Source organism: Enterococcus sp. HMSC076E04 (assembly GCF_001814285.1).
GTDB lineage: Bacteria > Bacillota > Bacilli > Lactobacillales > Enterococcaceae > Enterococcus_B > Enterococcus_B lactis.
Genome location: NZ_KV815638.1, coordinates 1 through 21,801, shown reverse-complemented (window position 1 = coordinate 21,801; position 21,801 = coordinate 1). Strand labels below are relative to the sequence as shown.

Below are 21,801 nucleotides of genomic sequence, written 5' to 3'. Positions count from 1 at the left end.
GAAAATTTTGGATGCAAATGTATACCAGCACTTTCGGGCAGATGAACGGGCATTTATCGACTCAGTAGGTGATTGGATTGAACAAGTTCAAGGACAATATGCGCCATATCTGACTGAATTTCTTGACCCCAGACAATCCTATATTTTAGAAACACTGATTCGTCAAAGCAGTGATTTGCGTTTCATGTTTTATGGTGGATATGAACAGGCAGAAAGAAAAAGATGTTTGATTTTCCCCGATTATTACGAACCTGTAGAGGAAGATTTTGAAACAGCATTGTATGAAATCCATTATCCTAGCAAATTTGCCAGTCTAAGTCATGGGAAAATCCTTGGGACTTTAGTGGGAACAGGTATCAAACGCTCTTACTTTGGCGATATCATCTCAGATGGCGATCGCTGGCAAGTATTTATTGCAAATGAGGTGGATCATTTTGTTGCTGCACAAGTAACAAAGATTGGAAAAGTTGCTGTACGCTTGGAACCAATCAAATACACAGAAATGATTTTGCCGAAAGACAGCTGGACACAAGAAAGAGGGACTGTTAGTTCTATGCGACTGGACAGTGTGATCTCTGAGATTTATAATATTTCCAGACAGCGGTCCAAGCAGCTGATCGAAGCTGGTAAAGTAAAAGTGAATTGGACAGAAAATACAAGACCTGATTTTGTACTTGAACTATTAGATATTATTTCAGTCAGGGGTTACGGCAGAGTCCAGATCCAAGAACTTGAGGGGAAGACGAAAAAAGAAAAGTACAGGGTGTTGTTCGGTGTATTACGTAAATAAAATAAAAAGGTGGTTTACTCATGGCTTTAACTCCATTAGATATCCAAAATAAGACATTCCCAACAAAAATGCGGGGATATAATCAAGACGAAGTAGATGATTTCTTAGATTTAGTTGTTCGTGACTACGAAGAATTGACTCAAAGAAATCGTGAATTAGAAAAAGCAGTCAAACATTCAGAAGAAAAACTTGAGTATTTCAATGAATTGAAAGATGCATTGAACCAATCGATCATCGTAGCTCAAGACACAGCGGATAAAGTAAAAACAAGTGCAAGTAAAGAATCTGAAGTGATCGTTACTTCTGCACAAAACAAAGCAGATGAGTTAGTTGCGAATGCTGAAAAACGTGCACACCAATTAACAACTGATGCAGAAGAAAAAGCAAGAAAAATCTTGACAGATGCAACAGAAAAAGCAAGACAGCTTGCGACAGAAACAGAAGATCTTAAGAAAAAGACACGAGTATTCCATCAACGTATCAGCTTGATGCTTGAATCTCAATTGGAACAAGTGAAAAGTCCAGAATGGGACGAAATTTTACAACCATTCTCTAGCTATGTGACTGACAGCCATGAAGTGATCAAAGAAGTTTTAGCAAAACAGCTTGACAACGAAAATGATACTGATGTAAACTCAGACACAGGAGTCATAGAAGCACCTATGACGGCATTTGATACACAGGCTATCGATATCTCAATCGTACCTGGTGAACATGAAAACGAGTAGAACAGAAAAGCACTTTGTTATTCTTAAAGCGAGCCGATGAGAGTGGAAGATCGGTAAGACACTGCATCGTGAAAGATCCTCTACTTGAGACTGCTTTTCTGAAACTAGAGTAAGAAGCAGCGGCTGACCTCGTTATTGGTCACAGAGAGTTTGCATTAGATAGATGCAACTAAATTTGGGTGGTACCACGGCATGTTCGTCCCTTGCGGCTGAACATGCCTTTTTGTGTCCGGAAAATAAACGAAGGAGTGAATGGTTGAATGAAAATGAAAGAAACCTTGCAATTAGGAAAAACAAAATTCCCTATGCGTGGTAATTTGCCAAACCGAGAAGGCGAATGGCAAAAAGAATGGGAAGAAAATCAAATCTACCAAAAAAGACAAGAATTGAACGAAGGAAAACCTAGCTTTGTTCTTCATGATGGACCTCCTTATGCCAATGGAAATATCCATTTAGGGCACTCATTGAATAAAATCAGTAAAGACATTATCATTCGTTCAAAATCAATGTCTGGCTACCGCGCACCATATGTTCCAGGATGGGATACACATGGATTGCCAATCGAACAAGTGTTGGCTAATAAAGGCGTGAAACGTAAAGAAATGTCCATGGCAGAATATTTGGAAAAATGTCGTGAATATGCACTTTCCCAAGTAGATAAACAACGAGAAGATTTCAAACGCCTAGGAGTTGCAGGAGATTGGGAACATCCCTATGTTACATTAGACCCTTCGTATGAAGCTGCACAAGTACGCGTATTTGGTAAAATGGCTGAAAAAGGCTATATTTACAAAGGATTGAAACCCATTTACTGGTCTCCGTCAAGTGAGTCTTCTTTAGCGGAAGCTGAAATTGAATATAAAGATGTAAAATCTCCATCTATTTTTGTAGCTTTCAATGTCAAAGACGGCAAAGGCATCCTTGATGAAGATACAGCTTTCGTCATTTGGACGACAACACCATGGACATTGCCAGCAAACCAAGGTATTGCTGTAAATCCCAAATTTACGTATGTACTGGTCGAAGCTGATGGCCGTAAGTTTGTTGTAGCAAAAGATTTGCTAGAAACAGTTCAAACAGAAATCGGTTGGGAAAATGTAACGGTTCTAAAAGAATTTGCTGGCCAAGAAATGGAATATATGACTGCAAGTCATCCATTCTATGACCGTGAATCGCTCGTAATTTTAGGTGACCATGTTACTTTAGACGCTGGTACTGGATTAGTCCATACTGCTCCAGGACACGGGGAAGATGACTATATCGCCGGTAGCAAATATAAACTATCTGTAGTGTCACCTGTAGACTCAAAAGGGTTGTTTACAGAAGAAGCTCCTGGATTTGAAGGAATCTTTTATGATAAAGCAAATCCTATGATTACTGATTTATTAAAGGAAAAAGGAGCTTTGCTGAAACTAGATTTCTTTACCCATAGTTATCCTCACGATTGGCGGACGAAAAAACCTGTGATTTATCGTGCAACTCCACAATGGTTTGCATCTATCGATAAATTCCGTCAGAATATTTTGGATGAAGTAGAAAAAGTAGATTGGGTTATTCCATGGGGAAAAACACGTTTATATAATATGATCCGTGATCGCGGCGACTGGGTCATTTCTCGTCAACGTGCATGGGGAGTGCCGCTTCCGATTTTCTATGCTGAAAATGGTGAAGCAATCATCACGCCAGAAACAATCGAACATGTAGCAAAATTATTCGCTGAACATGGATCAATCATCTGGTTTGAAAAAGAAGCAAAAGAACTTCTTCCTGAAGGATTTACTCACCCAGGTTCTCCTAATGGCGAATTTACAAAAGAAAAAGATATCATGGATGTCTGGTTTGATTCTGGTTCTTCTCATGAAGCTGTTTTACGTCAACGACCAGAATTATCATTCCCAGCAGATATGTACTTAGAAGGATCAGACCAATATCGTGGCTGGTTCAACTCAAGTATCACGACAAGTGTGGCTATCAATGGCGTAGCACCATATAAATCAGTTATTTCTCAAGGATTTGCTTTAGATGGCGAAGGCCGTAAGATGAGTAAATCTTTAGGAAATATCATTGCACCAGAAAAAGTGATCAAACAATTTGGTGCAGATATCCTTCGCTTGTGGGTATCTAGTGTCGATTATGAAGCAGATGTCCGTGTATCGATGGATATCTTAAGTCAAGTGGCAGAGGTATATCGTAAGATCAGAAATACGATGCGTTTCTTATTAGCGAATACAGAAGATTTCGATCCTAAAAAAGATACTGTTTCGTACAATGATTTACGCTCTGTAGACAAATACATGACCGTACGATTGAACCAAGTAATCAAAGAAATCAGAGAAGAAGGATATGACAAATATAATTTCATGCATATTTACCGTACAGTTATGAACTTCTTGACTGTTGATCTATCGTCCTTCTACCTGGATTTTGCTAAAGATGTGGTTTATATCGAAGCAGAAGATGATTATCAACGTCGTTGCATGCAAACTGTTTTCTATCAAACAGCTGTAGCTTTGACGAAACTATTGACGCCTATCATTCCACATACGGCGGAAGAAATCTGGTCATTCCTGAAAGAAGAAGAAGCATACGTTCAGTTAAGCGAATTTCCTGGCTATGAAGATTTTGCGAACCAAGAGGAATTGATGGACACTTGGGCTGCTTTCATGGATTTCCGTGACAAGGTCTTAAAAGCATTGGAAGAAGCAAGAAATAGCAAATTGATTGGTAAATCATTGGAAGCAAAACTAACTGTTTATCCAAAACAACAAGTTCGTGAAATGTTAAAAGCTTTGGATGCAGATATTGCACAATTGCTGATCGTTTCCCCAGACTACTTTGAAGTAATGGAAGCAGATGTACAAGTGCCAGATAATGCTGTGGTATTTGATGATGTTGCTATTACAGTGGAAAAAGCAGACGGAGAAACGTGCGATCGCTGTCGCCAAGTTCGTAAAGATGTAGGAGTAGATGAAAAACTTCCTCATCTATGCGGTCGTTGTGCAAAAATCGTTGAAGAATTCTATCCTGAAGCTGTATCTGAAGGATTCGAAGAAAAGTAAAATGGAAAAGGGGTTGTGACATGTTTTTTGTCACAACCCCTTTTGTTATCAATCGATTAATTTTCCACGTTCGCGATACCAGTTATCTGGTTGCCAGATCCATTCGAATCCGTCTTTTTCGAGTAGTTCGAAAGCTGCTTTAGGCCCCATTGATCCGGCTTTGTAGTTTGGAAAGTCCGGTTGTGTTTGGTCCCAAGCTTTGCGAATGACATCCACGATATGCCAAGATTGAGCGACTTCTTCCCAATGAGAGAAATTCGTTCCATCACCATTCAACGCATCTAGCAGTAATTTTTCGTAAGCTTCTGGGCTATTTTCAACCATTTCTGCACTATTTCGAAATTCTAATTTGATTGGTTCCGTTTCAAACCCTTGACCTACTTCTTTTCCATTCAGGGATAAAGAAAATCCTTCAGTTGGCTGGATATAGATCGTTAGAACATTCGGTGGGAGTGTCGTATCGTCACATGGTTCATCGACAGATGTTTTGAATACATTAACAGGAACCTGTTTGAACACGATATTGATCCGAGTACCTTTTTCAGTCAAACGTTTGCCTGTACGCACATAGAAGGGAACACCAGACCAACGGAAGTTGTCGATAGTGAATTTTCCTGCGACGAAGGTTTCGGTCTCTGATTGAGCATCCACTTTGTCTTCTTCTCGATAACCTTTGAATTGTACGCCATCTAATTCACCTTGAGCATATTGTCCACGAACGAAGTTTTCTAACACTTCTTCTTCGTTGTAGATGCGGATTGCTTTCAATGCTTTGATCTTTTCTGTACGGATTTCTTTTTCGGAAAATGCTACTGGTGGTTCCATTGCAAGTAATGCTACAACTTGCAAAATATGATTTTGCACCATGTCTTTCAGTGCGCCACTATGATCGTAGTAGCCCCCGCGATCTTCTACACCAAGGTTTTCACCAAAAGTGATTTGGATATTATCGATGTAACGATTATTCCATTGAGCCTCAAAAATATTATTGGCAAAACGGATAGCTGAGATGTTTTGGATCATTTCTTTCCCTAAATAATGATCGATCCTGAAAATATCTTGTTCAGGGAATACTTCTCTGATTTGCTGATTCAATTCGAAAGCAGATTGGTAATCCGATCCAAACGGTTTTTCTATAATCAAACGATTGAAGCCATTTTTTGTCATAATGTTTTGTGATTTTAAATGAGAAACGATCGTTCCGAAAAATTGAGGTGCCATGGCCAAATAATAGACGCGATTGCCGTTTAACTGATAGTGTCCATCTAATCGGTCAGACAATTCTTTTAATGTTTGATAATGTGTTGAATCATTTACATCATGGGATTGGTAGTAAAAATGACTAGCAAAAGTAGTTGCTTCTTCATCAGAAGGATTCAATGCACGGATCGTTTCTTTGACAACTTCACGGTAGTGTTCATCGCTCCAAGGACGGCGAGCGGTTCCAATCACGGCAAAATGCTCGCCTAAATTTCCTTTTCTGTAAAGGCGGAACAAAGACGGGTACAATTTACGTTGGGCTAGGTCACCTGTGCCGCCGAATATCGTAAACAATACATTTTTTTCATTAGACATGTAGATACACTCCTTTATATTTTATCGACAAAAATCGTGCTGGCCGCCTTGAAGCTGACGGGTATTTTCTTTCTATCATTTTGGATAGTGATTGGTCCTTCATAAGCTGCGATATCAACGATCTCATACTCTTCGTTGATATTCAGGTCAATTGTGACTAAGTAATCCAACAATTCTTTTTCATCAAGCACTCGTGCGATACGCACTTTTGTACCGACAGGATAGGATTCTAGTGTTTGTCGGCGTTCTTCATGGACGACTTCCTCTTTTTTAGGAATCGATCCTCCATGAGGACAATGTTCAGGATGATTCAAATAGTTTTCTAAATGATCTGCAAGATGTTCCGAAGTCACATGTTCCAATACTTCAGCATCATCGTGGACTTCATTCCAGCTATAGTCTAAATGTTCAACTAAAAAAACTTCCCATAAACGATGTTTGCGAATCAAACTGCTAGCTTTTTGCAGTCCGCTTGCAGTCAATTGTACACCTTGATAAGGGGAATGTTCTACAAGCTCTTCTTTCACAAGTTTAGAAATCATTTCACTGACAGATGCAGCCGAGACATCCAGGCTAGATACGATTTGTTTATTGTTGACTTTCGTTGTATCTCCGCCTAGTTCTAAAATGATTTTCAAATAATCTTCTCGATTTGGTGTCATATTCGATCATCCTTTCATGGTAAAAACCATCATTAGTAAGTGTAACAAAAAAAACGTTAATTGACTATTTTTCTAAATAAAAAACAAAGGATTTTTGGACGTTTTTACAACAAAAAACGAAAGACGAGAAAGAAGACTCATACTTTCGTTTATAGATATATATTGGGAGGTGTCTATTTTTCAGATGTCAACTTATACGAGATATCTGCAGATTCATCATAAAGAGTTTGTTCGGGATAAGAAAAGACAAGATAAAAACCGTATTGATCACGTACGACTAAACGCTGTTCATCTATTTCTACCACAGATGTGCCAAGTGACTGACCGTTGATCAAAAACGTGTAATCAGATGTAATCTGTAATTGTTGTTTTTGCTGGCTATCACTGAAGAACCATGTACCTTGATACCTCGAGAGTCTTTCAGATTTTTCTGCTTGTTTTTTCTTTTTCAAGTAAATCCAACTTGAGAGAACGGCAACGAGTGAACCAAGAAAATAGATCATTTTTTTTATCACCAAATCACTCCTTTATGAGAAAATCATCGTATAGAAACATTCTTCCTTCTTTATTTCATTGTACCGAATAAAAACTAAAATTTCTCTAAGACTTTCGACTGGTTTTTTTACTGTTTTTCCACAAATTATGATAGGATACATAGTAGGAAGACAGGTGACATAATTTGAAGTATCAGCAAGTTGAAACAGCTTTTTTTATTGACCGCCCGAATCGGTTTATTGCACATTGCATGAAAAAAGACGGAGAAATGATTATCGCGCATGTCAAAAATACAGGCAGAGGAAAAGAGGTCCTGATAACGGGCGCTGAAGTGGCTATTGTATTTGCTCCTGGACCTAAAAGGAAAACCGACTATGATTTGATTGCTGTAAAAAAGAAGGGTGATTGGTTCAATATCGATAGTCAATTGCCTAATCAGTTGGCAACTGACGGTATTTTAGACGGCACGATCCTTTTACCAGGATTAACTGGTCCATTTACAGCATGCAAGCGGGAAGTAACTTATCTTCACTCCAAATTTGATATTTATTTGGAGACGGCGGCCGGACAAAAAGCATTTGTTGAAGTCAAAGGTATGACGCTTGAAAATAAAGCAATTGGTGCTTTTCCTGATGCGCCTACACTCAGAGGATTGAAACATGTTGGAGAATTAGCGTATGCCGCACAAGATGGTTATGCCGCTTATGTCTTGTTTATTGCTCAATTCGAACATCTTCATTTCGCAACGATCCATGAAGAAATGCAACCAGCACTAGCTGATATGGTTCGACATGCGCAGCAAAGTGGAGTGCAAATCCTCGCCTATAATTGTCAAGTAACGGCAGATGAGGTAACTGTCAAGCAGGCTATCCCATTTGATGTAGCTATCCCGTTTGAAGATCCTATACAATAGAAAGAAGGTAAAAAAATGATCAACTTAGGTATTATTGGAACAAATTGGATCACTCATCAATTTGTCCAAGCAGCTTTGAGCACAAAAAAATATGAATTGACAGCGGTATATTCTAGACATTTGGAAAAAGCACAGGAATTTGGTTCTCATTATGAAGGGGATATCGAATTTGCAACAGATTTGAAGACTTTTTTCAATATTGCTCATATGGACACTGTTTATATAGCTTCTCCAAATAGTCTTCATTTTAGTCAGACTAAGCAAGCAATTTTGGCAGGTAAAAATGTAATAGTGGAAAAGCCAGCTTTTTCGACGCCAAAAGAAATGGATGAAATCATCCATTTGGCAAATGAACACAATGTGTATTTTTTTGAAGCAGCAAGAAATATCCATGAATCAGGTTTTAAAAAGATTGCCGATTACTTACCATTAAAAGACGAGATAATCGGTGCAAATTTCAGCTATATGAAATATTCTTCGCGTTATGACCAAGTATTAGATGGAGAAGAACCAAATATCTTCTCGACTCATTTCTCAGGTGGTGCATTGATGGATTTAGGTGTTTACCTTGTGTATGCAACTGTCGCTTGGTTTGGAATGCCAAAAGAAGTCCATTATTTCCCAAGAAAGATTTCTACTGGTGTGGATGGTCTTGGATGGGGAATCTTGCGTTATGATACTTTCGATGTATCGATCCAACCAGGTAAAATCGGTGATTCTTATCTGCCATCAGAGATCTATTTTGACTCAGGAACGCTAGTGATGAATGGCGTCAATGCAATCGAACAAGCAGAGTTTCATGATCGGGTACACGAAGAAATCATTGACTTAGCAGTAACAGCTGCAGAAAATCCAATGGCAGATGAAGCAGAGGATTTTGCCAATGTCATGACTCATCCGAAAGATCCAGCTTGGGGATTATTGTATGAAGAGTGGATCGAGCTAGCTAGAAATGTGAACCAAGTGATTTATGATTTAAGAAAAAATGGTGGCATCAAATTCGATGCAGATAATGAGGAAGATTTTTAATGAACGAATTTGTACAAGTATTTCCCGAAAATTGGCAGAAAAATTATGAGAATAAAGGATTTATTACACCTTCTCTTATTCAACAGGCAGTTTTTCAGCCATTAAGCAATAAACAAAGCATAGTAGCCATCTCTCCAACAGGTTCAGGTAAAACACTGGCTTATCTTTGGCCGTTACTACTAAACGTAGAGCCAGGTGAAGCAAGTGCATTGGTTATCTTTGCATCTTCTCAAGAACTAGCTATTCAAGTAGCAGATGTTGCACGTGAATGGGGAAAAGACAAAGAATTGAAAGTCCAATCTTTGGTGGGCGGAGCAAACGTTAAACGACAAATTGAAGGTTTGAAGAAAAAACCAGAAATCTTGATTGGTACACCAGGAAGAATATTGGAATTGATGAAAGCTAAAAAAATAAAAGCACATCAAGTGAAAACAATGGTATTTGATGAAGCAGACCAGCTATTTGATGCGGGGAACAGCCAAATCATTGATCAGATTCTTCATCAAGCTCCGACAGAATATCAGCTAGCCTTTTTTTCAGCAACAGCAGATCGTTCCCTTGAAAGCATTGAAAAAATCACTGGGAAAACGTTTGAGACGATCGACGTGACAGCAGAAGATGATTCTCAAAAAGGCTTGAGACATTACTTTTTACGAGTGCCAATACGAAAGAAAGATGAATATCTAAGACGTCTCACTCACATAGAAGATTTTCAAGGTCTGATTTTCTTTAATCAACTGACTGAATTAGGTGTGATGGAAGAAAAATTGCTGTATAGAGGGGTACCTGTAGGAAGCCTGGCCTCTGATCAAAACAAGCTGCTCCGAAAAGCGGCGTTGGAACAATTCAAAAAGAAAAAGATCAGCGCACTTTTGACCACAGATGTGGCGGCTAGAGGTTTAGATATTACAGGACTTCCTTATGTCGTGAATGCAGAAGTGCCGTTAAGTGAAGAAGCTTACTTGCATCGTTCTGGAAGAACTGGTCGAATGGGCAATGAAGGAACAGTGATCACACTCGTACAAGATAACAATTTAAGAGATTTGAAACGACTTTTACGTCCGACAAACATAACACTTGAAGAGATTTTTCTGCACGGAGGAAAGTTACAAACGGATCAACCAATCAAAGAAGATGTAGCTACCGCAGCGAATAACAAGTATAAGAAATCTTTTCCTGGGAAAGAACAAAATCCAGAGCATAACAAAAACAAATCAAGAAAAAAAGTTAAAAATAAATCAAAAAAAGAGAGAAATAAAGGAGCAAGGCGCAAATAAGCGCCTTTTTATGCTATGATTATGAAAACGGGAACAAAATTGGTTGCCAGAGGAGGGATTATGTGAAAGAACGTCAAGAAGAGATCTTGCATCTATTGACAGAAAACCAACAAGGATTGACAGCAAGTGATGTAGCTGAGCGCTTGAATATTGATCGAAGCAATGCAAGCCGATATTTAAGCGAACTGTATAAGGCTCATCATATTGTAAAAACCGCTGGCCGACCAGTCGTTTACTCCTTGCCAACGGAAAAATCAAAATCTGATGAAGTACATGTCGACTCTTCTACGCAAGTGACTTTTGAAACGCTCGTTGGAGAAAATGATTCTTTAAAAGTCAGCATACAGCAGGCAAAAGCAGCGATTCTTTATCCGCCGCGGGGGCTGCATACCATTATTTTTGGAGAAACTGGTACAGGGAAGTCGATGTTTGCGGAATGTATGTATCATTTTGCAATCGAATCTGAAATGCTTTCAGCCGATGCGCCATTTGTTTCTTTCAATTGTGCGGATTATGCTCAAAATCCCCAACTGCTCTTTGGACACATCTTTGGGGTCAAAAAAGGGGCTTACACAGGAGCAGCGCAAGACAGTCCTGGTCTAATCGCCAAAGCAGACGGCGGTATATTGTTTTTAGATGAGATCCACCGTTTACCACCGGAAGGGCAGGAAATGCTGTTTACTTTCATCGATAAAGGTATCTATCGTCCACTTGGAGAAAGTGCACAAGTACATGAAGCATCAGTTCAGATCATTGGGGCAACGACTGAATCTTCAGAAAGCTTCTTGACTACCTTCAACCGACGGATCCCTATGGCTATCACCTTGCCAAACCTTGCTTCGCGTTCATTGGATGAGCGTTATGAGATCATCTCTCTTTTTATCAAACAAGAAGCGAACCGTTTGAATCAACGTATCGATATCGAAAAAGAAGCGATTCTTGCCTTCATGCTTTATGATGCGGAAGGGAATATCGGTCAAGTGAAACGAGACCTGAAATTAGTCTGTGCAAAATCTTTTTTACATTACCGAACGCATCATGAGAAAAAGCTGATCATTCGAAAAGAAGAACTTTCCCTTCAAGTACAAAAAGGACTACTGAAAATCAAGGAAATACCAGAACGCCTCGACCGATTCATGGACAGTAAGAGCCAGTATTTGACATTTGAACCAGGGTTTGCTGATGTCGTCTGGTCACAAGATCCAGAAAGAAACATGCAAGTCTACAACGATATTGAGGAAAAAGTTACTTCTCTTTCTGAAACCGGTGTGGAGAACATCGATTTGGAGACGCTCATTTCAAAAGATGTAGATGCTTATTTTCAGACATATGTCAAAGAATTGACTAAAAGTTCAATCCCGAAAGATCTTTTGCCAGATGAAATCTGGCGGTTAACCAATCAATTGTATGATGTGGCTGAAAAACGGTTAGACCGTATTTATAATGAAAAAGCTCGTTTTGCTTTTGCTTTGCATTTGCAAAGTACATTGGATCGTGTGAGAGAAGGACATATGATTGTCCATCCAGATTTGAATAACGTACGAAAAAATTTTAAGAGGGAATTCCAGGTAGCAATCGATCTTTCGACAATCATTGAAGAAGAAGAACAAGTCGAGATTCCTTTTGATGAAATTGGCTTTATCAGTATGTTTCTTTCTATCAATTTAGGAGAAAGTGAGCCCGTTAAAGAAAACAAAGTAGATGTTCTTGTACTGATGCACGGCAGACAGACCGCTTCAAGTATGTTGGAGATGGCGCAAGAACTATTAGGAACAAAAGTAGGGAAAGCTTTTAATATGCCACTGGTTATGGAAGTTCAAACAATGTATGAAGAGGTCCTACAATATGTCAAAAATTATCAGGGGCATTTGACGAATGGCTTGCTTTTGTTAACAGATATGGGATCATTAAACACCTTCAGTGATTTGATTTATGAAGAGACTGGCATTCGGACGAAAGCTATCACAATGACAAGTACGATGATTGTGATAGAAGCGATACGGATGGCAAGTGTTGGAAGAAGCTTAGAAGAAATCTATCAAAATATTCAGCTCTCCTTTGAATCAATCGTACGTGATCAGTTCAAAGCGGAAAAATCTGAAACTTTACAGCGTAAAAAAGCCGTCATCGTGACATGTTTTACTGGTGAGGGAGTAGCTGCCAAATTGTATCAACGGATTATGCCGGTGATTAATCAAGACAAAGTAGAACTGATCCAGATGCAGTTTTTAGAACGCGAATCATTCAAAAAACACATTGATGCCTTATTGGAAGAATACGAGATCAAAGCAATTGCAGGAACGGTTGACGTTGATTATCAAAATATCCCATTTTTTTCCGCCTATGACGTTTTTGATGATGAAAAATTGAATGTTTTAAAGCGTATAGCTGATGATGAGATTCCAACAGCTAAAATTGTTGATTCGCTTTCAGGATCATTAAGTGATGTCTTTTCTATTGATGAATTGATCCGCTCATTGCAAAAAACAGTTCAGCAGATCCAGACAGATTTGTCGATTATCGTAGAACCAGGAGTAGATACTGGAATTGTCATCCATTTAGCCTTCATGCTAGACGGATTGATCAAAAAAGAAACGCATCGGCAATTTGAGAAACTATCTATTTTCTCAAAAATTTACCGTTTGGAAATGGATATCATTCGAGCAAACTTGATGGCACTGGAACGGAAATATCAGGTAAAAATTTCAGAAGATGATATCGCGTTTCTTACACAAATGTTTCTTGAAAACAAAATAAAAAAATAAACACACTAATCATACTGTTTACACACTGGATATCAGTGTGCGCACTATATAAAAGAGCTAAAAAGCATGAAAACGCTATTTTAGCTCTTTTTTTCTTGGCATGCTTCTTGCATTATATAAAAGTGTAAAAACAATAAAAGGAGTGTTAAAAATGGCAAAAAAAACAATTATGTTAGTTTGTTCAGCAGGGATGAGTACGAGTTTATTGGTCACAAAAATGCAAAAAGCAGCGGAAGAAAAAGGAATGGAAGCTGATATTTTTGCTGTTTCTGCCTCAGATGCAGATAATAATTTAGAATCTAAGAATGTCGATGTTTTATTATTAGGTCCTCAAGTACGTTTCATGAAAGCTCAATTCGAACAAAAACTTGCGCCTAAAGGTATTCCGTTAGATGTCATCAATATGCAGGACTATGGCATGATGAATGGAGAAAAAGTACTTGCACAAGCAGAAAATCTAATGAAATAAATCAAGTATGCAGTTGGGGGATAACAACGTGGAAGATCAACAAAATCTAGAAGCCATCATGGGACTCATCATGTTTGGCGGTAATGCAAAGAGCGACGCAATGGAAGCGATTGCGGCTGCTAAAATCGGTGATTTCGAGTTAGCGGATAGAAAAATCGCTGATGCAGAAGAATCACTTATACAAGCACATCATGCACAAACAGACATGTTGACACAAGAAGCACAAGGAAATCATATGCAAGTGACGTTATTGAATGTTCATAGTCAAGATCATTTAATGACGTCTATTGCGTTTACTGATTTAGCAAAAGAAATCATCGAACTTTATCGTCGCGTATACAGCGAATAAATACAACTTCTTTTTTGAACGGAAGAAGAAAAATTTTTGAACGGATTTTTTATTTTGTTATAAAGAGAACTCTCTTTATATAAAAAACTTATAGGAGGAAGTAAAAAATGAACGGACTAACAAGTTGGATGGAGAAATACATCCTGCCGGTTGCCGCAAAAATCGGAGCGCAAAAACATTTAGTTGCTTTGCGTGATGCTTTTATCGGCACACTGCCCGCAACAATGGCGGGATCAGTCGCTGTAATGATCAATGCAATTATTCGAGATTTACCGCAACAGTTTAACAGTACCTACGCTGACAGTTTAGCAGCAGACAAAGGAATCTTTGCCGTATTGAATGTCATCATCGGAATCAATGGTTTTGTCTGGAACGGTACACTAGCAATCGCCGGATTGATTTTTGCCTTTTCTTGGGGGTATAATCTTGCCCGAGCTTATGGAGTAAATGATCTAGCTGGGGGGATCGTTGGTCTAGCTACCTTGATTCAAGGTATTTCCTTTGGTCCAGCATTATCAGCAGCATTAGATGTGAATGTCCCTTCAAATGTCGCAGATGCAATCAATAGTTCTGAGATTGGTGCAACGATTGCAGATGGCACACTGTCAGTTGGATTATGGGGTTGGCTGAAACTAGATCATTTGAATGGAAACGCTTATTTTACAGTTATGATCATGGGGGCAATTTCAGTCATTATTTTTTGTAAATTGATGCTTGCTAACATTACGATCAAAATGCCTGATTCAGTACCACCAGCAGTATCTAAAGCATTTGCAGCCATTTTACCAGCGACGATCGCTTTATACGTCATTGCTATTATCAATTATATCGTAGGTCGTGTAGCTGATGGGCAACTAATCATCGATTTGGTGCAAAAATATATTGCAGAACCATTCCTAGGATTATCCCAAGGGTTGGGAGCAGTATTGATCGTCACAGTGTTTGTTCAAGTATTCTGGTTCTTTGGTATTCATGGACCAAATGTATTGGCACCAGTGCTAGAGGGAATCTGGGGACAAGCACAACTAATCAATATTGATATTTTCCAAAAAGGTTATAACGGAAAAACTGGTACACCAGCCGTGTTAGACGCAATCGAAGATGGAAAAGCTTATATGTGGGTCCGTGGATCGTTCGATGCTTTTGCATGGTTTGGCGGATCAGGTGGAACGATCGTCTTACTGATAGCTATCTTGATTTTCTCTAAACGAGCGGATTATTTAACAGTAGCTAAATTATCCATTGGACCTGGTATTTTCAATATCAACGAGCCAGTGATGTTTGGTCTGCCGATCGTATTGAATGCCATCATGTTCATCCCATTCTTGATTGCTCCAGTAGTTGCGACAGCTATCGGTTGGTTAGCAACTTACTTTGGACTTGTAGCACCAGTTTCGCAACAAGTTACATGGGTAGTACCGCCGTTCTTATTGTCATTCTTAGCAACAGGAGCGGATTGGCGAGCACCAATCGTAACGTTGGTATGTATGGTCGTGACTTTCTTGATTTGGGCACCGTTTGTCATTTCTGCAAACAAAATGGACCCTGCCGCAGGCGAACAACAATAAGATGAATCTGAGGAGCGGGACGCTTTAAGTTTCGTTCCTCATAATGAATTTTCGAGGAGGAACTGAAATGATTTCAATTGCCAGTGCAATGCAACAAGATGCAATCAAAGAATTGTTAGAAGGATACAATGAAGAAGGAATGACATTTACGTTTAAAGAAAAACAAGGAATCAAAATGTTCTTTGAAACAAGTGCAGAAGATCCGGAAGCTGCGGCTAAAAAAGCAAAGGAACTAATCAAAGCACAGCCTTGGGGAACAGTCCTTTATTTTCAGTCAACAGCTGTTTAAGAAAATGGTTCAAAAAGATAGGATGGTTGATATGATAAAAAACGGTTTATTTTTATGTAGTATTGGTTCTTTGATCGTATTGTATAGTTTGAATCCACATTCGCAAAGGTATGATTTGTATAGTATGGTCACGGGTCTTTTCCTAACAGGATTAGGAATCTACTTCTTCATGAAGGGGAAAAAAAGAGAAGAAGCAAAGGAGAAAAATAACTAATGGAAATCACAAAAAAATTAAATATTCCAGCGTCGTTTTTTTACGATAAAGTTATGGATTCTGTTCTTTTCGATGTACGTAAAGCGACCGGCAAATCAGTGACCAGAAAACAGCTGAAAAATTTGGAGTACGTCAAACAATTCTCGCAAAATAACCGGGCTCGTATAAAAATCGAAGAAGTCATTGAAAACCAGTCTTATAAGTTTCGTACATCGACAACGAAGAATGAATTCGTTGTTCATTATCAAATCAAACCAGTAGACGATTCGACCTGTGAGGTTCATTACACAGAAAAAATGGAGTCTTATGGCATGCTTCAAAAGTTGAATGATATGCTTTTAGGAACAATCTTGATGTACTTTAAGCGGAGACGTTTCAAAAAAATGCTAGAGATGATCGAAGCAACGTATTAAACCAGTGAAAAAATGGTACTATTTAGTTATTGAAAAATGAAGTAAGCTAGAAGAGATTTTTCAGAGGGAGCGAGGTCTTTCCTGAGATTCCTCACTAGTTTTTTTGTAGGAAGGGGCAGCAAAATGACAAAACAAGTAAGAGAGCTAGGGGGATCTTCGATTGAGGAAATGTTTGCTTTAGCCACATATGCATTTAATGGGGCAGATACACCTGAAAGGAGAGAACGTTTTCGTACACTTGCGGAGAATTCCTGGAATTACGGTTTTTTTGATGAGGAGGATCGGCTAACAAGTCAAGTCATGGCGACTCCTTTTCCAGTGAATTTTTACGGACAAGAGTATTTAATGGCCGGTATTGGCTATGTTGCTTCTTATCCTGAAGCAAGGGGACAAGGCGGAATCAATCAGATCATGGAAAAGATCCTTGAAGATTGCCGTGATCGTAAAGTAAGCTTATCTTATCTGGCGCCATTCTCCTATCTCTTCTATCGGCGCTATGGCTATGAACAATCGTTTGATAAAATCAGGTATCAACTAAACAGTCGTGACGTGCCGTTTACCAAAAAAAAATCTGGCAAGATGAAGCGTATGAATTTCGAAGATGCAAAAGCTGCAATCAAACGAATTTATGAACAGATGCCTGAAAACCAACGAGCTGGTCTGAAGCGCGAAGACTGGTGGTATACGTATAAATTCAAGCAAAAAGGTAATTACCAGTTTGCTTTGTATTTTGATGAGACTGGGGAAGCAACGGGCTATGTCGTTTACCAGCTTGCAGCGTCTTCCTTTATTATTGTGGAATGGGGATTTTTGAATCATGATACCTTTTGCAGTCTTGTCCGCTTTGTAAGTTCCCATAACGGTGCTTTTGAAACATTTGAATATTCATGTGGCTACGGTGGCAATGATCAAAATTATCTATTAGCAAATCCATTTGCTTCTGTAACGATCACACCTTATATGATGGCGAGGATCGTAGATATTTCTTTGTTTTTGGAAAAATATCCATTTAGAAAGAAACAAGCTGCCTTTGCCCTTCAGATAGAAGAAGATCAGTATGCAAAATGGAATGAAGGAATCGTGGAAGTAATGATCAAAAATGGAAAAAACCATCTCTCAAAAGTAGAACAAACAGCATTACCGATCGTTCGCGGAAGTATCCAACATATCACACAGCTATTATTAGGATATCGTAAAGTTGAAGAGCTGGTATTCCAAGAGAGGATACAGGTGGCAAAAGAATATGAAGAAACGTTAAGCTCGATCTTGCCACAGCAACAGCCAATCCTTAATGACTATTTTTGATAAAAAAAGGGTGATGACAATATTTTTGTCACCACCCTTTTGTTTTTTCGTTTGGCATTTGAAGGAAAATGTTAAAGTAAATCCTCTTTTTTCGTAAATTTGAATTTTTTGTTTTCTTTTGTTTTAGGGTTTTCTTTTTTGTGGTCTTGGATTGCTTCTTTCGTAATCTTTTCCCGATTTTTTTTAGATGAATCTAAGCGTTCGGCATATACTTTTTCTTTTGGCTTATCATTCATTGGAAAGAACCTCCCTGTATTATTTCATTCTACTCCTAGTTTATCATCTGTTAAGAGCTAGTGGAAACGATTTGCCTAACTTACAAGCTGATTTTTTTAGCAGATAAGCTTGCAAGTAAAAAACAAACAAGCTACAATTGATTTATTGAAATTGTTCCTGTAGCTCAGTAGGATAGAGCAATCGCCTCCTAAGCGATAGGTCGCTGGTTCAATTCCAGTCAGGAACGTACAAATAACCCCTGCATCCTTTGTGATACTGGGGTTTGTTTTATATTTGTGCCAAAAATGTGCCAAACTAGTTATCATTTTTATATAAACTATCGAACACAGCATTGATTTTTTCTTTATCCTGATCTTCAAGCTCTCGAACAATATGAAGGTAAGTAGACATTGTGGTTTCTAAACTGCTATGTCCTAAACGTTTCGATACACTAAGTATATTTACTCCTTGATAAAGTAAAATAGATGCATGTGTATGCCTTAGTCCATGCAAAGTAAATTGCTTTTCAATCCCTAATTCTTTTAATTTTTTGCGCAAATATTTGCTGACGGCATTTGATGAAACTAATCCATTTTTTAAGTTGAAAAAAACAAAATTATGAGGGTTTTTAACTTCAAACTTCTCGAATAATTCTTTTTGATTGATTTTAAACTTTTTTAAGAGATTAATCGTATGTTTATCAATGGAAATTTTCCTATTTGAGGTTTCGTTTTTTGTTTTTCCCCATTCATTTAATTTATAATTCCATGTTTTATTAATAGTGATGATTTGATCTTCGAAATCGATATCTTCCCATGTTAATCCTAGAAGTTCAGCAAATCGCATTCCAGTAGCACCAGCAACTAACACGAGCATAGGAGAAGAGTACTGCGCAGAAAGGTTTTCTTCTACGAGTTTCATTAAAGATTTAAATTGATCATAATCTAAATATTTATCTTCTTTTGGCTTCAATGAATTTTTTCCTTTGATTACTGCTTTTCTAGTTGGATCAAACGGAATTAATCCTTCTTCTACGGCATCTTTCAGCGACGATCTAATATGGTTATTGAACTTAATAACGGTAGACTTTACATGGTCTTTAGCATACTTATTTAAAAAGCGTTGATATCCAACTCTATCTAAATCAGAAATCAACACTGCTGGCATATATTTCTTTATGTTCATTAACGTATCTTCGTATTTTCTATAAGTGATAGGAGATACTGTTCCTTCTTTATAAAGTTGCATCCAATCCTCAAAGTAATCTGATAATAATAGATTTTTGCGATCCCCTTTAAGGCCTTTGTTCAAGTTATATTCTAATTCGTTGGCGGCATCTTTTGCTTCGCCTTTTGTCTTAAATCCTGATTTTCTTATCTTCGTGTATTTTCCGTCATCTTTTTTGTATGAAATTTCGTATTGCCAACTATTTCCACGTTTGACTAATCTTGCCATAATTGAATCTACTCTCTTTCTCTGATACAATAGGCACTGTAAAGAAGCCTATTGTGTAGGTTTGTTTTTAACACGTCCACGAACTTTGGCGAGGGAGGGGCGTGTTTTTTATTTAAACATATTCATTATGAACCAAATGCAAAATAAACCCAATGGCAACATAAATATAAAACAACCAATTTGCGAGATGAAACTTCCAGTTTTTTCTATACGTTCACCAGATTTCTGCATCTTTTCTCCGGCTCTGTATAGTTTAGAATTTGCTAATCTTGATTCATAGTTGTAAAAAACTTGATGTACTTCTTCAGGAGAAAATTTTCCTCCACAATTAGGGCATTGGGTTGTGTTGAAAGTTAAAATAAAGTCTTTCTTACAAAAATTACAATTTATTTTTATCCGCTCTTTCTCCAAATCCATTTTTAACTCCTCATTTTTATGGTATGATTTTACTGGAGAATCTTAGAAATAAGGTTTCTAGTCCGTGTTGCAGCACGGGCTTTTTTTATATAAGAAAACGATAAGCGCTTTCTGGTAGTCCGTAAAGATTTTTTAATTCCTCGATTTTTCTAGGATATTGATCGTTGTCTTCTTTGTATAGAGAAACAATGAGATTAGCAGCAAAACAATTAGCTTCGCTTTCAGATTTGCTTCTAGATGTTCTTGTTGATACGTAATAGCTAGATAAGCCACGATGAAAAATAGCGTGACCTAATTCGTGAGCGCAAATGTAGAATCTTTCCTCAGAGTCTCGCAGTTCATCATTTAAAAAGATTATTGCACGATCTCTAATTTCTTGAAACTGCCCTTTGGGATTTTCGATAAAAGGAACGTATTGAATTTTAATGCCCATCTTTTTACAAATATAGAAAGGATTAGCGGACTGGTATTTCCGCTTCAATTCCTCGACTAAATTAATCGTATCCATCTCCATAAGCTCACATCTTTTTGCCTTTTTCTTTGTCTTCTTTCACAATATCCCAGAAAGTCGCTATCAGGATATCTTTTACGCGCTGTATTTGTTCGGGTGTCAATGTTTCCCCACCATAAGACATATTAACATTTGAATCTAGTAGTTTATCAAGTTCAACCACTTCCTCTTTTGTAGCCCATTTGGGAACATTATTATTTCCCAATAAATAATCAGTTGTGACACCAAAATAATCAGCAACTTTCTTTAAGTTCTCAGATTTTGGCGAGGCTTTATCCCATCTTCTTATTTGTCCATTAGAGATGCCCACCTGTCTTTCTACTTCTGCTATAGTCACGTGCTTTTCGTCTGCTAATTCTTTAATCTTAGTAACTAAACTCATTATTATCAACCTTTCAAAGCTGAAAAGAAAATAAATAGCTTAAAAGTTATATTTTTGGTTGATAATTAGCTTTTAAGCTAGTATATTTAATTCGTAAGCTAAATTGTTAGCTAAATAAGAGCAACAAAAAACTCTACTAATTTAAAACATTCTCTCGGTCGCCAAACTTAGAAATGTTATTTTAGAGGCTTTTTATAAGTCTTATTTAACTATGTATTCATAATAGCTTAAAAGCTAATAGGTGTCAACGATTTAGCTAATTTTTTAGCTTACAAATTATTTGTTTAGAAAGGAGCTATTTTTATGTCTGAGAATTTAGACTTAAAAATTCGAGCGGAGATGAGAAAAAGAAGAATGACTTTCAAAGAACTAGCTGCGCTTGTTGGTATTTCAGGAGCTTATTTATCAGATATTCTAAACGGCAATCGTGATGGTAAAAAAGCTCAAGAACACATAGAAACTGTAAAAAAAATATTAGGTATTTAATAGGAGGGACAGCTAATGCAATATCTAGAAGCGAAAATCCCAGTTCCAGAAGGCTATGTAATTATATCCCAAGTGGATTATGAGGAGTTAAAAAAAGCTGATGATACTGGTAGATGGATGACGTTGCCAGAAGTACTAGAACGGATTAACAGAAAATATGATTGGTTTACTTCTAAAGTTTTAAAGAACCCAAAATATAGAGATATTATCGATATCGAGAAAAACAAAAATGGATTTGTCTATTATCCAGTTGAAGGAAGAGACACATATCTATTTTTAAGAAGTAAAACACTTGAATTTTTAGAAACAAATTTTTCGGAAATCTTAAGGAGGCAAGCGGATGGGAAAATTTAATAGAGCATTAGTATTCAGCGCACCACTAATTATCTACGCTTTAGGTCTTTGGGGAAGCAGGCAAGCGTTGATAGGAACGA

Annotated in this window: 24 protein-coding genes and 1 tRNA gene; 17 read left to right on the top strand and 8 right to left on the bottom strand. The window is 37.8% G+C overall.

What is annotated here, in order from left to right; genetic code table 11:
- Positions 1–7 precede the first annotated feature (7 nt).
- The 3 genes from HMPREF2961_RS13810 to ileS all read left to right on the top strand — a co-directional run bounded on the left by HMPREF2961_RS13810 (position 8) and on the right by ileS (position 4,577).
- Positions 8–790 (top strand): YlmH family RNA-binding protein, encoded by a 783-nt coding sequence (locus HMPREF2961_RS13810; RefSeq protein ID WP_002291847.1) that lies wholly within the window; start codon positions 8–10, stop codon positions 788–790.
- A 20-nt stretch (positions 791–810) separates the two neighbouring features.
- On the top strand, positions 811–1,518 hold the full coding sequence (locus HMPREF2961_RS13805; RefSeq protein WP_002291846.1) for a DivIVA domain-containing protein: 708 nt from the start codon (positions 811–813) through the stop codon (positions 1,516–1,518).
- Positions 1,519–1,778: 260 nt separating this feature from the next.
- Complete coding sequence (gene ileS, locus HMPREF2961_RS13800; protein WP_070705073.1) at positions 1,779–4,577, top strand: isoleucine--tRNA ligase; 2,799 nt, start codon at positions 1,779–1,781, stop codon at positions 4,575–4,577.
- A 48-nt stretch (positions 4,578–4,625) separates the two neighbouring features.
- Here ileS and zwf read toward each other — a convergent pair whose 3' ends face one another.
- The 3 genes from zwf to HMPREF2961_RS13785 all read right to left on the bottom strand — a co-directional run bounded on the left by zwf (position 4,626) and on the right by HMPREF2961_RS13785 (position 7,317).
- Positions 4,626–6,152 (bottom strand): glucose-6-phosphate dehydrogenase, encoded by a 1,527-nt coding sequence (gene zwf, locus HMPREF2961_RS13795; RefSeq protein ID WP_002291842.1) that lies wholly within the window; start codon positions 6,150–6,152, stop codon positions 4,626–4,628.
- Positions 6,153–6,166: 14 nt separating this feature from the next.
- Positions 6,167–6,814 (bottom strand): transcriptional regulator EfaR, encoded by a 648-nt coding sequence (locus tag HMPREF2961_RS13790; protein ID WP_002286616.1) that lies wholly within the window; start codon positions 6,812–6,814, stop codon positions 6,167–6,169.
- Positions 6,815–6,987: 173 nt separating this feature from the next.
- Entirely contained in the window at positions 6,988–7,317 is a 330-nt protein-coding gene (locus HMPREF2961_RS13785) for a DUF4828 domain-containing protein (protein ID WP_002315403.1), read from the bottom strand.
- A 176-nt stretch (positions 7,318–7,493) separates the two neighbouring features.
- On the opposite strand from HMPREF2961_RS13785, the gene sfsA reads away from it, so the two are divergent.
- The 11 genes from sfsA (at position 7,494) to eis (ending at position 17,900) form a co-directional block, all read left to right on the top strand.
- Positions 7,494–8,222, top strand: a complete 729-nt coding sequence (gene sfsA, locus HMPREF2961_RS13780) for a DNA/RNA nuclease SfsA (protein WP_002315402.1) — start codon at positions 7,494–7,496, stop codon at positions 8,220–8,222.
- Positions 8,223–8,237: 15 nt separating this feature from the next.
- Positions 8,238–9,251 carry a Gfo/Idh/MocA family protein gene (locus HMPREF2961_RS13775; RefSeq protein WP_002315401.1) on the top strand — a complete coding sequence of 338 codons (1,014 nt, stop codon included), beginning with the start codon at positions 8,238–8,240 and terminating at the stop codon, positions 9,249–9,251.
- Positions 9,251–10,528, top strand: a complete 1,278-nt coding sequence (locus tag HMPREF2961_RS13770) for a DEAD/DEAH box helicase (RefSeq protein ID WP_002315400.1) — start codon at positions 9,251–9,253, stop codon at positions 10,526–10,528. The genes HMPREF2961_RS13775 and HMPREF2961_RS13770 overlap by 1 nt, the downstream gene beginning before the upstream one ends.
- A gap of 62 nt (positions 10,529–10,590) precedes the next feature.
- Positions 10,591–13,293, top strand: a complete 2,703-nt coding sequence (locus HMPREF2961_RS13765; protein WP_070705071.1) for a sigma-54-dependent transcriptional regulator — start codon at positions 10,591–10,593, stop codon at positions 13,291–13,293.
- Between the two features lie 151 nt (positions 13,294–13,444).
- A complete protein-coding gene (locus HMPREF2961_RS13760) occupies positions 13,445–13,762 on the top strand; it encodes a PTS sugar transporter subunit IIB (RefSeq protein WP_002286606.1) in 318 nt (105 codons plus the stop codon).
- Between the two features lie 28 nt (positions 13,763–13,790).
- Positions 13,791–14,111: a PTS lactose/cellobiose transporter subunit IIA gene (locus tag HMPREF2961_RS13755; RefSeq protein WP_070705068.1), complete on the top strand. Its 321-nt coding sequence runs from the start codon at positions 13,791–13,793 to the stop codon at positions 14,109–14,111.
- Positions 14,112–14,218: 107 nt separating this feature from the next.
- Positions 14,219–15,679: a PTS sugar transporter subunit IIC gene (locus HMPREF2961_RS13750; protein ID WP_002292902.1), complete on the top strand. Its 1,461-nt coding sequence runs from the start codon at positions 14,219–14,221 to the stop codon at positions 15,677–15,679.
- Between the two features lie 67 nt (positions 15,680–15,746).
- Positions 15,747–15,968 carry a hypothetical protein gene (locus HMPREF2961_RS13745; protein ID WP_002292901.1) on the top strand — a complete coding sequence of 74 codons (222 nt, stop codon included), beginning with the start codon at positions 15,747–15,749 and terminating at the stop codon, positions 15,966–15,968.
- A gap of 31 nt (positions 15,969–15,999) precedes the next feature.
- Entirely contained in the window at positions 16,000–16,182 is a 183-nt protein-coding gene (locus HMPREF2961_RS13740; RefSeq protein ID WP_002286596.1) for a DUF3188 domain-containing protein, read from the top strand.
- Entirely contained in the window at positions 16,182–16,595 is a 414-nt protein-coding gene (locus HMPREF2961_RS13735; protein ID WP_002315398.1) for a DUF3284 domain-containing protein, read from the top strand. Before HMPREF2961_RS13740 ends, HMPREF2961_RS13735 begins: the two co-directional genes overlap by 1 nt.
- A 123-nt stretch (positions 16,596–16,718) precedes the next feature.
- The gene (gene eis, locus HMPREF2961_RS13730) at positions 16,719–17,900 is read left to right on the top strand and encodes a GNAT family N-acetyltransferase (RefSeq protein WP_070705065.1); all 1,182 of its coding nucleotides are present in this window, start codon (positions 16,719–16,721) and stop codon (positions 17,898–17,900) included.
- Between the two features lie 71 nt (positions 17,901–17,971).
- Here eis and HMPREF2961_RS15480 read toward each other — a convergent pair whose 3' ends face one another.
- Positions 17,972–18,136 (bottom strand): hypothetical protein, encoded by a 165-nt coding sequence (locus tag HMPREF2961_RS15480; RefSeq protein WP_002286676.1) that lies wholly within the window; start codon positions 18,134–18,136, stop codon positions 17,972–17,974.
- A 153-nt stretch (positions 18,137–18,289) separates the two neighbouring features.
- Between HMPREF2961_RS15480 and HMPREF2961_RS13720 the strand changes: the two genes are divergently transcribed.
- A tRNA-Arg gene (locus HMPREF2961_RS13720) sits at positions 18,290–18,363 on the top strand.
- A 68-nt stretch (positions 18,364–18,431) separates the two neighbouring features.
- On the opposite strand, the gene HMPREF2961_RS13715 is transcribed toward HMPREF2961_RS13720, so the two are convergent.
- From HMPREF2961_RS13715 to HMPREF2961_RS13700, 4 genes are all read right to left on the bottom strand, one after another.
- Positions 18,432–19,571: a site-specific integrase gene (locus HMPREF2961_RS13715; RefSeq protein ID WP_024636542.1), complete on the bottom strand. Its 1,140-nt coding sequence runs from the start codon at positions 19,569–19,571 to the stop codon at positions 18,432–18,434.
- Positions 19,572–19,679: 108 nt separating this feature from the next.
- Positions 19,680–19,988: a hypothetical protein gene (locus HMPREF2961_RS13710; RefSeq protein WP_002337454.1), complete on the bottom strand. Its 309-nt coding sequence runs from the start codon at positions 19,986–19,988 to the stop codon at positions 19,680–19,682.
- A gap of 85 nt (positions 19,989–20,073) precedes the next feature.
- The gene (locus HMPREF2961_RS13705; RefSeq protein WP_024636541.1) at positions 20,074–20,502 is read right to left on the bottom strand and encodes an ImmA/IrrE family metallo-endopeptidase; all 429 of its coding nucleotides are present in this window, start codon (positions 20,500–20,502) and stop codon (positions 20,074–20,076) included.
- A 4-nt stretch (positions 20,503–20,506) separates the two neighbouring features.
- The gene (locus tag HMPREF2961_RS13700) at positions 20,507–20,881 is read right to left on the bottom strand and encodes a helix-turn-helix domain-containing protein (RefSeq protein WP_002315392.1); all 375 of its coding nucleotides are present in this window, start codon (positions 20,879–20,881) and stop codon (positions 20,507–20,509) included.
- Between the two features lie 303 nt (positions 20,882–21,184).
- On the opposite strand from HMPREF2961_RS13700, the gene HMPREF2961_RS13695 reads away from it, so the two are divergent.
- Complete coding sequence (locus HMPREF2961_RS13695; protein ID WP_010722429.1) at positions 21,185–21,367, top strand: helix-turn-helix domain-containing protein; 183 nt, start codon at positions 21,185–21,187, stop codon at positions 21,365–21,367.
- Between the two features lie 15 nt (positions 21,368–21,382).
- Positions 21,383–21,721: a DUF771 domain-containing protein gene (locus tag HMPREF2961_RS13690; RefSeq protein ID WP_024636540.1), complete on the top strand. Its 339-nt coding sequence runs from the start codon at positions 21,383–21,385 to the stop codon at positions 21,719–21,721.
- The last annotated feature ends 80 nt before the right edge of the window (positions 21,722–21,801 follow it).

Bases quoted from the DNA above. Each gene is read 5' to 3' on its own strand.
- HMPREF2961_RS13735 (WP_002315398.1), top strand. From the start codon at position 16,182: ATGGAAATCACAAAAAAATTAAATATTCCAGCGTCGTTTTTTTACGAT.
- zwf (WP_002291842.1), bottom strand. From the start codon at position 6,152: ATGTCTAATGAAAAAAATGTATTGTTTACGATATTCGGCGGCACAGGT.
- HMPREF2961_RS15480 (WP_002286676.1), bottom strand. From the start codon at position 18,136: ATGAATGATAAGCCAAAAGAAAAAGTATATGCCGAACGCTTAGATTCA.
- HMPREF2961_RS13710 (WP_002337454.1), bottom strand. From the start codon at position 19,988: ATGGATTTGGAGAAAGAGCGGATAAAAATAAATTGTAATTTTTGTAAG.
- HMPREF2961_RS13750 (WP_002292902.1), top strand. From the start codon at position 14,219: ATGAACGGACTAACAAGTTGGATGGAGAAATACATCCTGCCGGTTGCC.
- HMPREF2961_RS13705 (WP_024636541.1), bottom strand. From the start codon at position 20,502: ATGGAGATGGATACGATTAATTTAGTCGAGGAATTGAAGCGGAAATAC.
- HMPREF2961_RS13790 (WP_002286616.1), bottom strand. From the start codon at position 6,814: ATGACACCAAATCGAGAAGATTATTTGAAAATCATTTTAGAACTAGGC.
- HMPREF2961_RS13760 (WP_002286606.1), top strand. From the start codon at position 13,445: ATGGCAAAAAAAACAATTATGTTAGTTTGTTCAGCAGGGATGAGTACG.
- HMPREF2961_RS13775 (WP_002315401.1), top strand. From the start codon at position 8,238: ATGATCAACTTAGGTATTATTGGAACAAATTGGATCACTCATCAATTT.
- HMPREF2961_RS13770 (WP_002315400.1), top strand. From the start codon at position 9,251: ATGAACGAATTTGTACAAGTATTTCCCGAAAATTGGCAGAAAAATTAT.
- HMPREF2961_RS13700 (WP_002315392.1), bottom strand. From the start codon at position 20,881: ATGAGTTTAGTTACTAAGATTAAAGAATTAGCAGACGAAAAGCACGTG.
- HMPREF2961_RS13740 (WP_002286596.1), top strand. From the start codon at position 16,000: ATGATAAAAAACGGTTTATTTTTATGTAGTATTGGTTCTTTGATCGTA.
- eis (WP_070705065.1), top strand. From the start codon at position 16,719: ATGACAAAACAAGTAAGAGAGCTAGGGGGATCTTCGATTGAGGAAATG.
- HMPREF2961_RS13805 (WP_002291846.1), top strand. From the start codon at position 811: ATGGCTTTAACTCCATTAGATATCCAAAATAAGACATTCCCAACAAAA.
- HMPREF2961_RS13785 (WP_002315403.1), bottom strand. From the start codon at position 7,317: ATGATCTATTTTCTTGGTTCACTCGTTGCCGTTCTCTCAAGTTGGATT.
- ileS (WP_070705073.1), top strand. From the start codon at position 1,779: ATGAAAATGAAAGAAACCTTGCAATTAGGAAAAACAAAATTCCCTATG.
- HMPREF2961_RS13690 (WP_024636540.1), top strand. From the start codon at position 21,383: ATGCAATATCTAGAAGCGAAAATCCCAGTTCCAGAAGGCTATGTAATT.
- HMPREF2961_RS13745 (WP_002292901.1), top strand. From the start codon at position 15,747: ATGATTTCAATTGCCAGTGCAATGCAACAAGATGCAATCAAAGAATTG.
- HMPREF2961_RS13715 (WP_024636542.1), bottom strand. From the start codon at position 19,571: ATGGCAAGATTAGTCAAACGTGGAAATAGTTGGCAATACGAAATTTCA.
- HMPREF2961_RS13695 (WP_010722429.1), top strand. From the start codon at position 21,185: ATGTCTGAGAATTTAGACTTAAAAATTCGAGCGGAGATGAGAAAAAGA.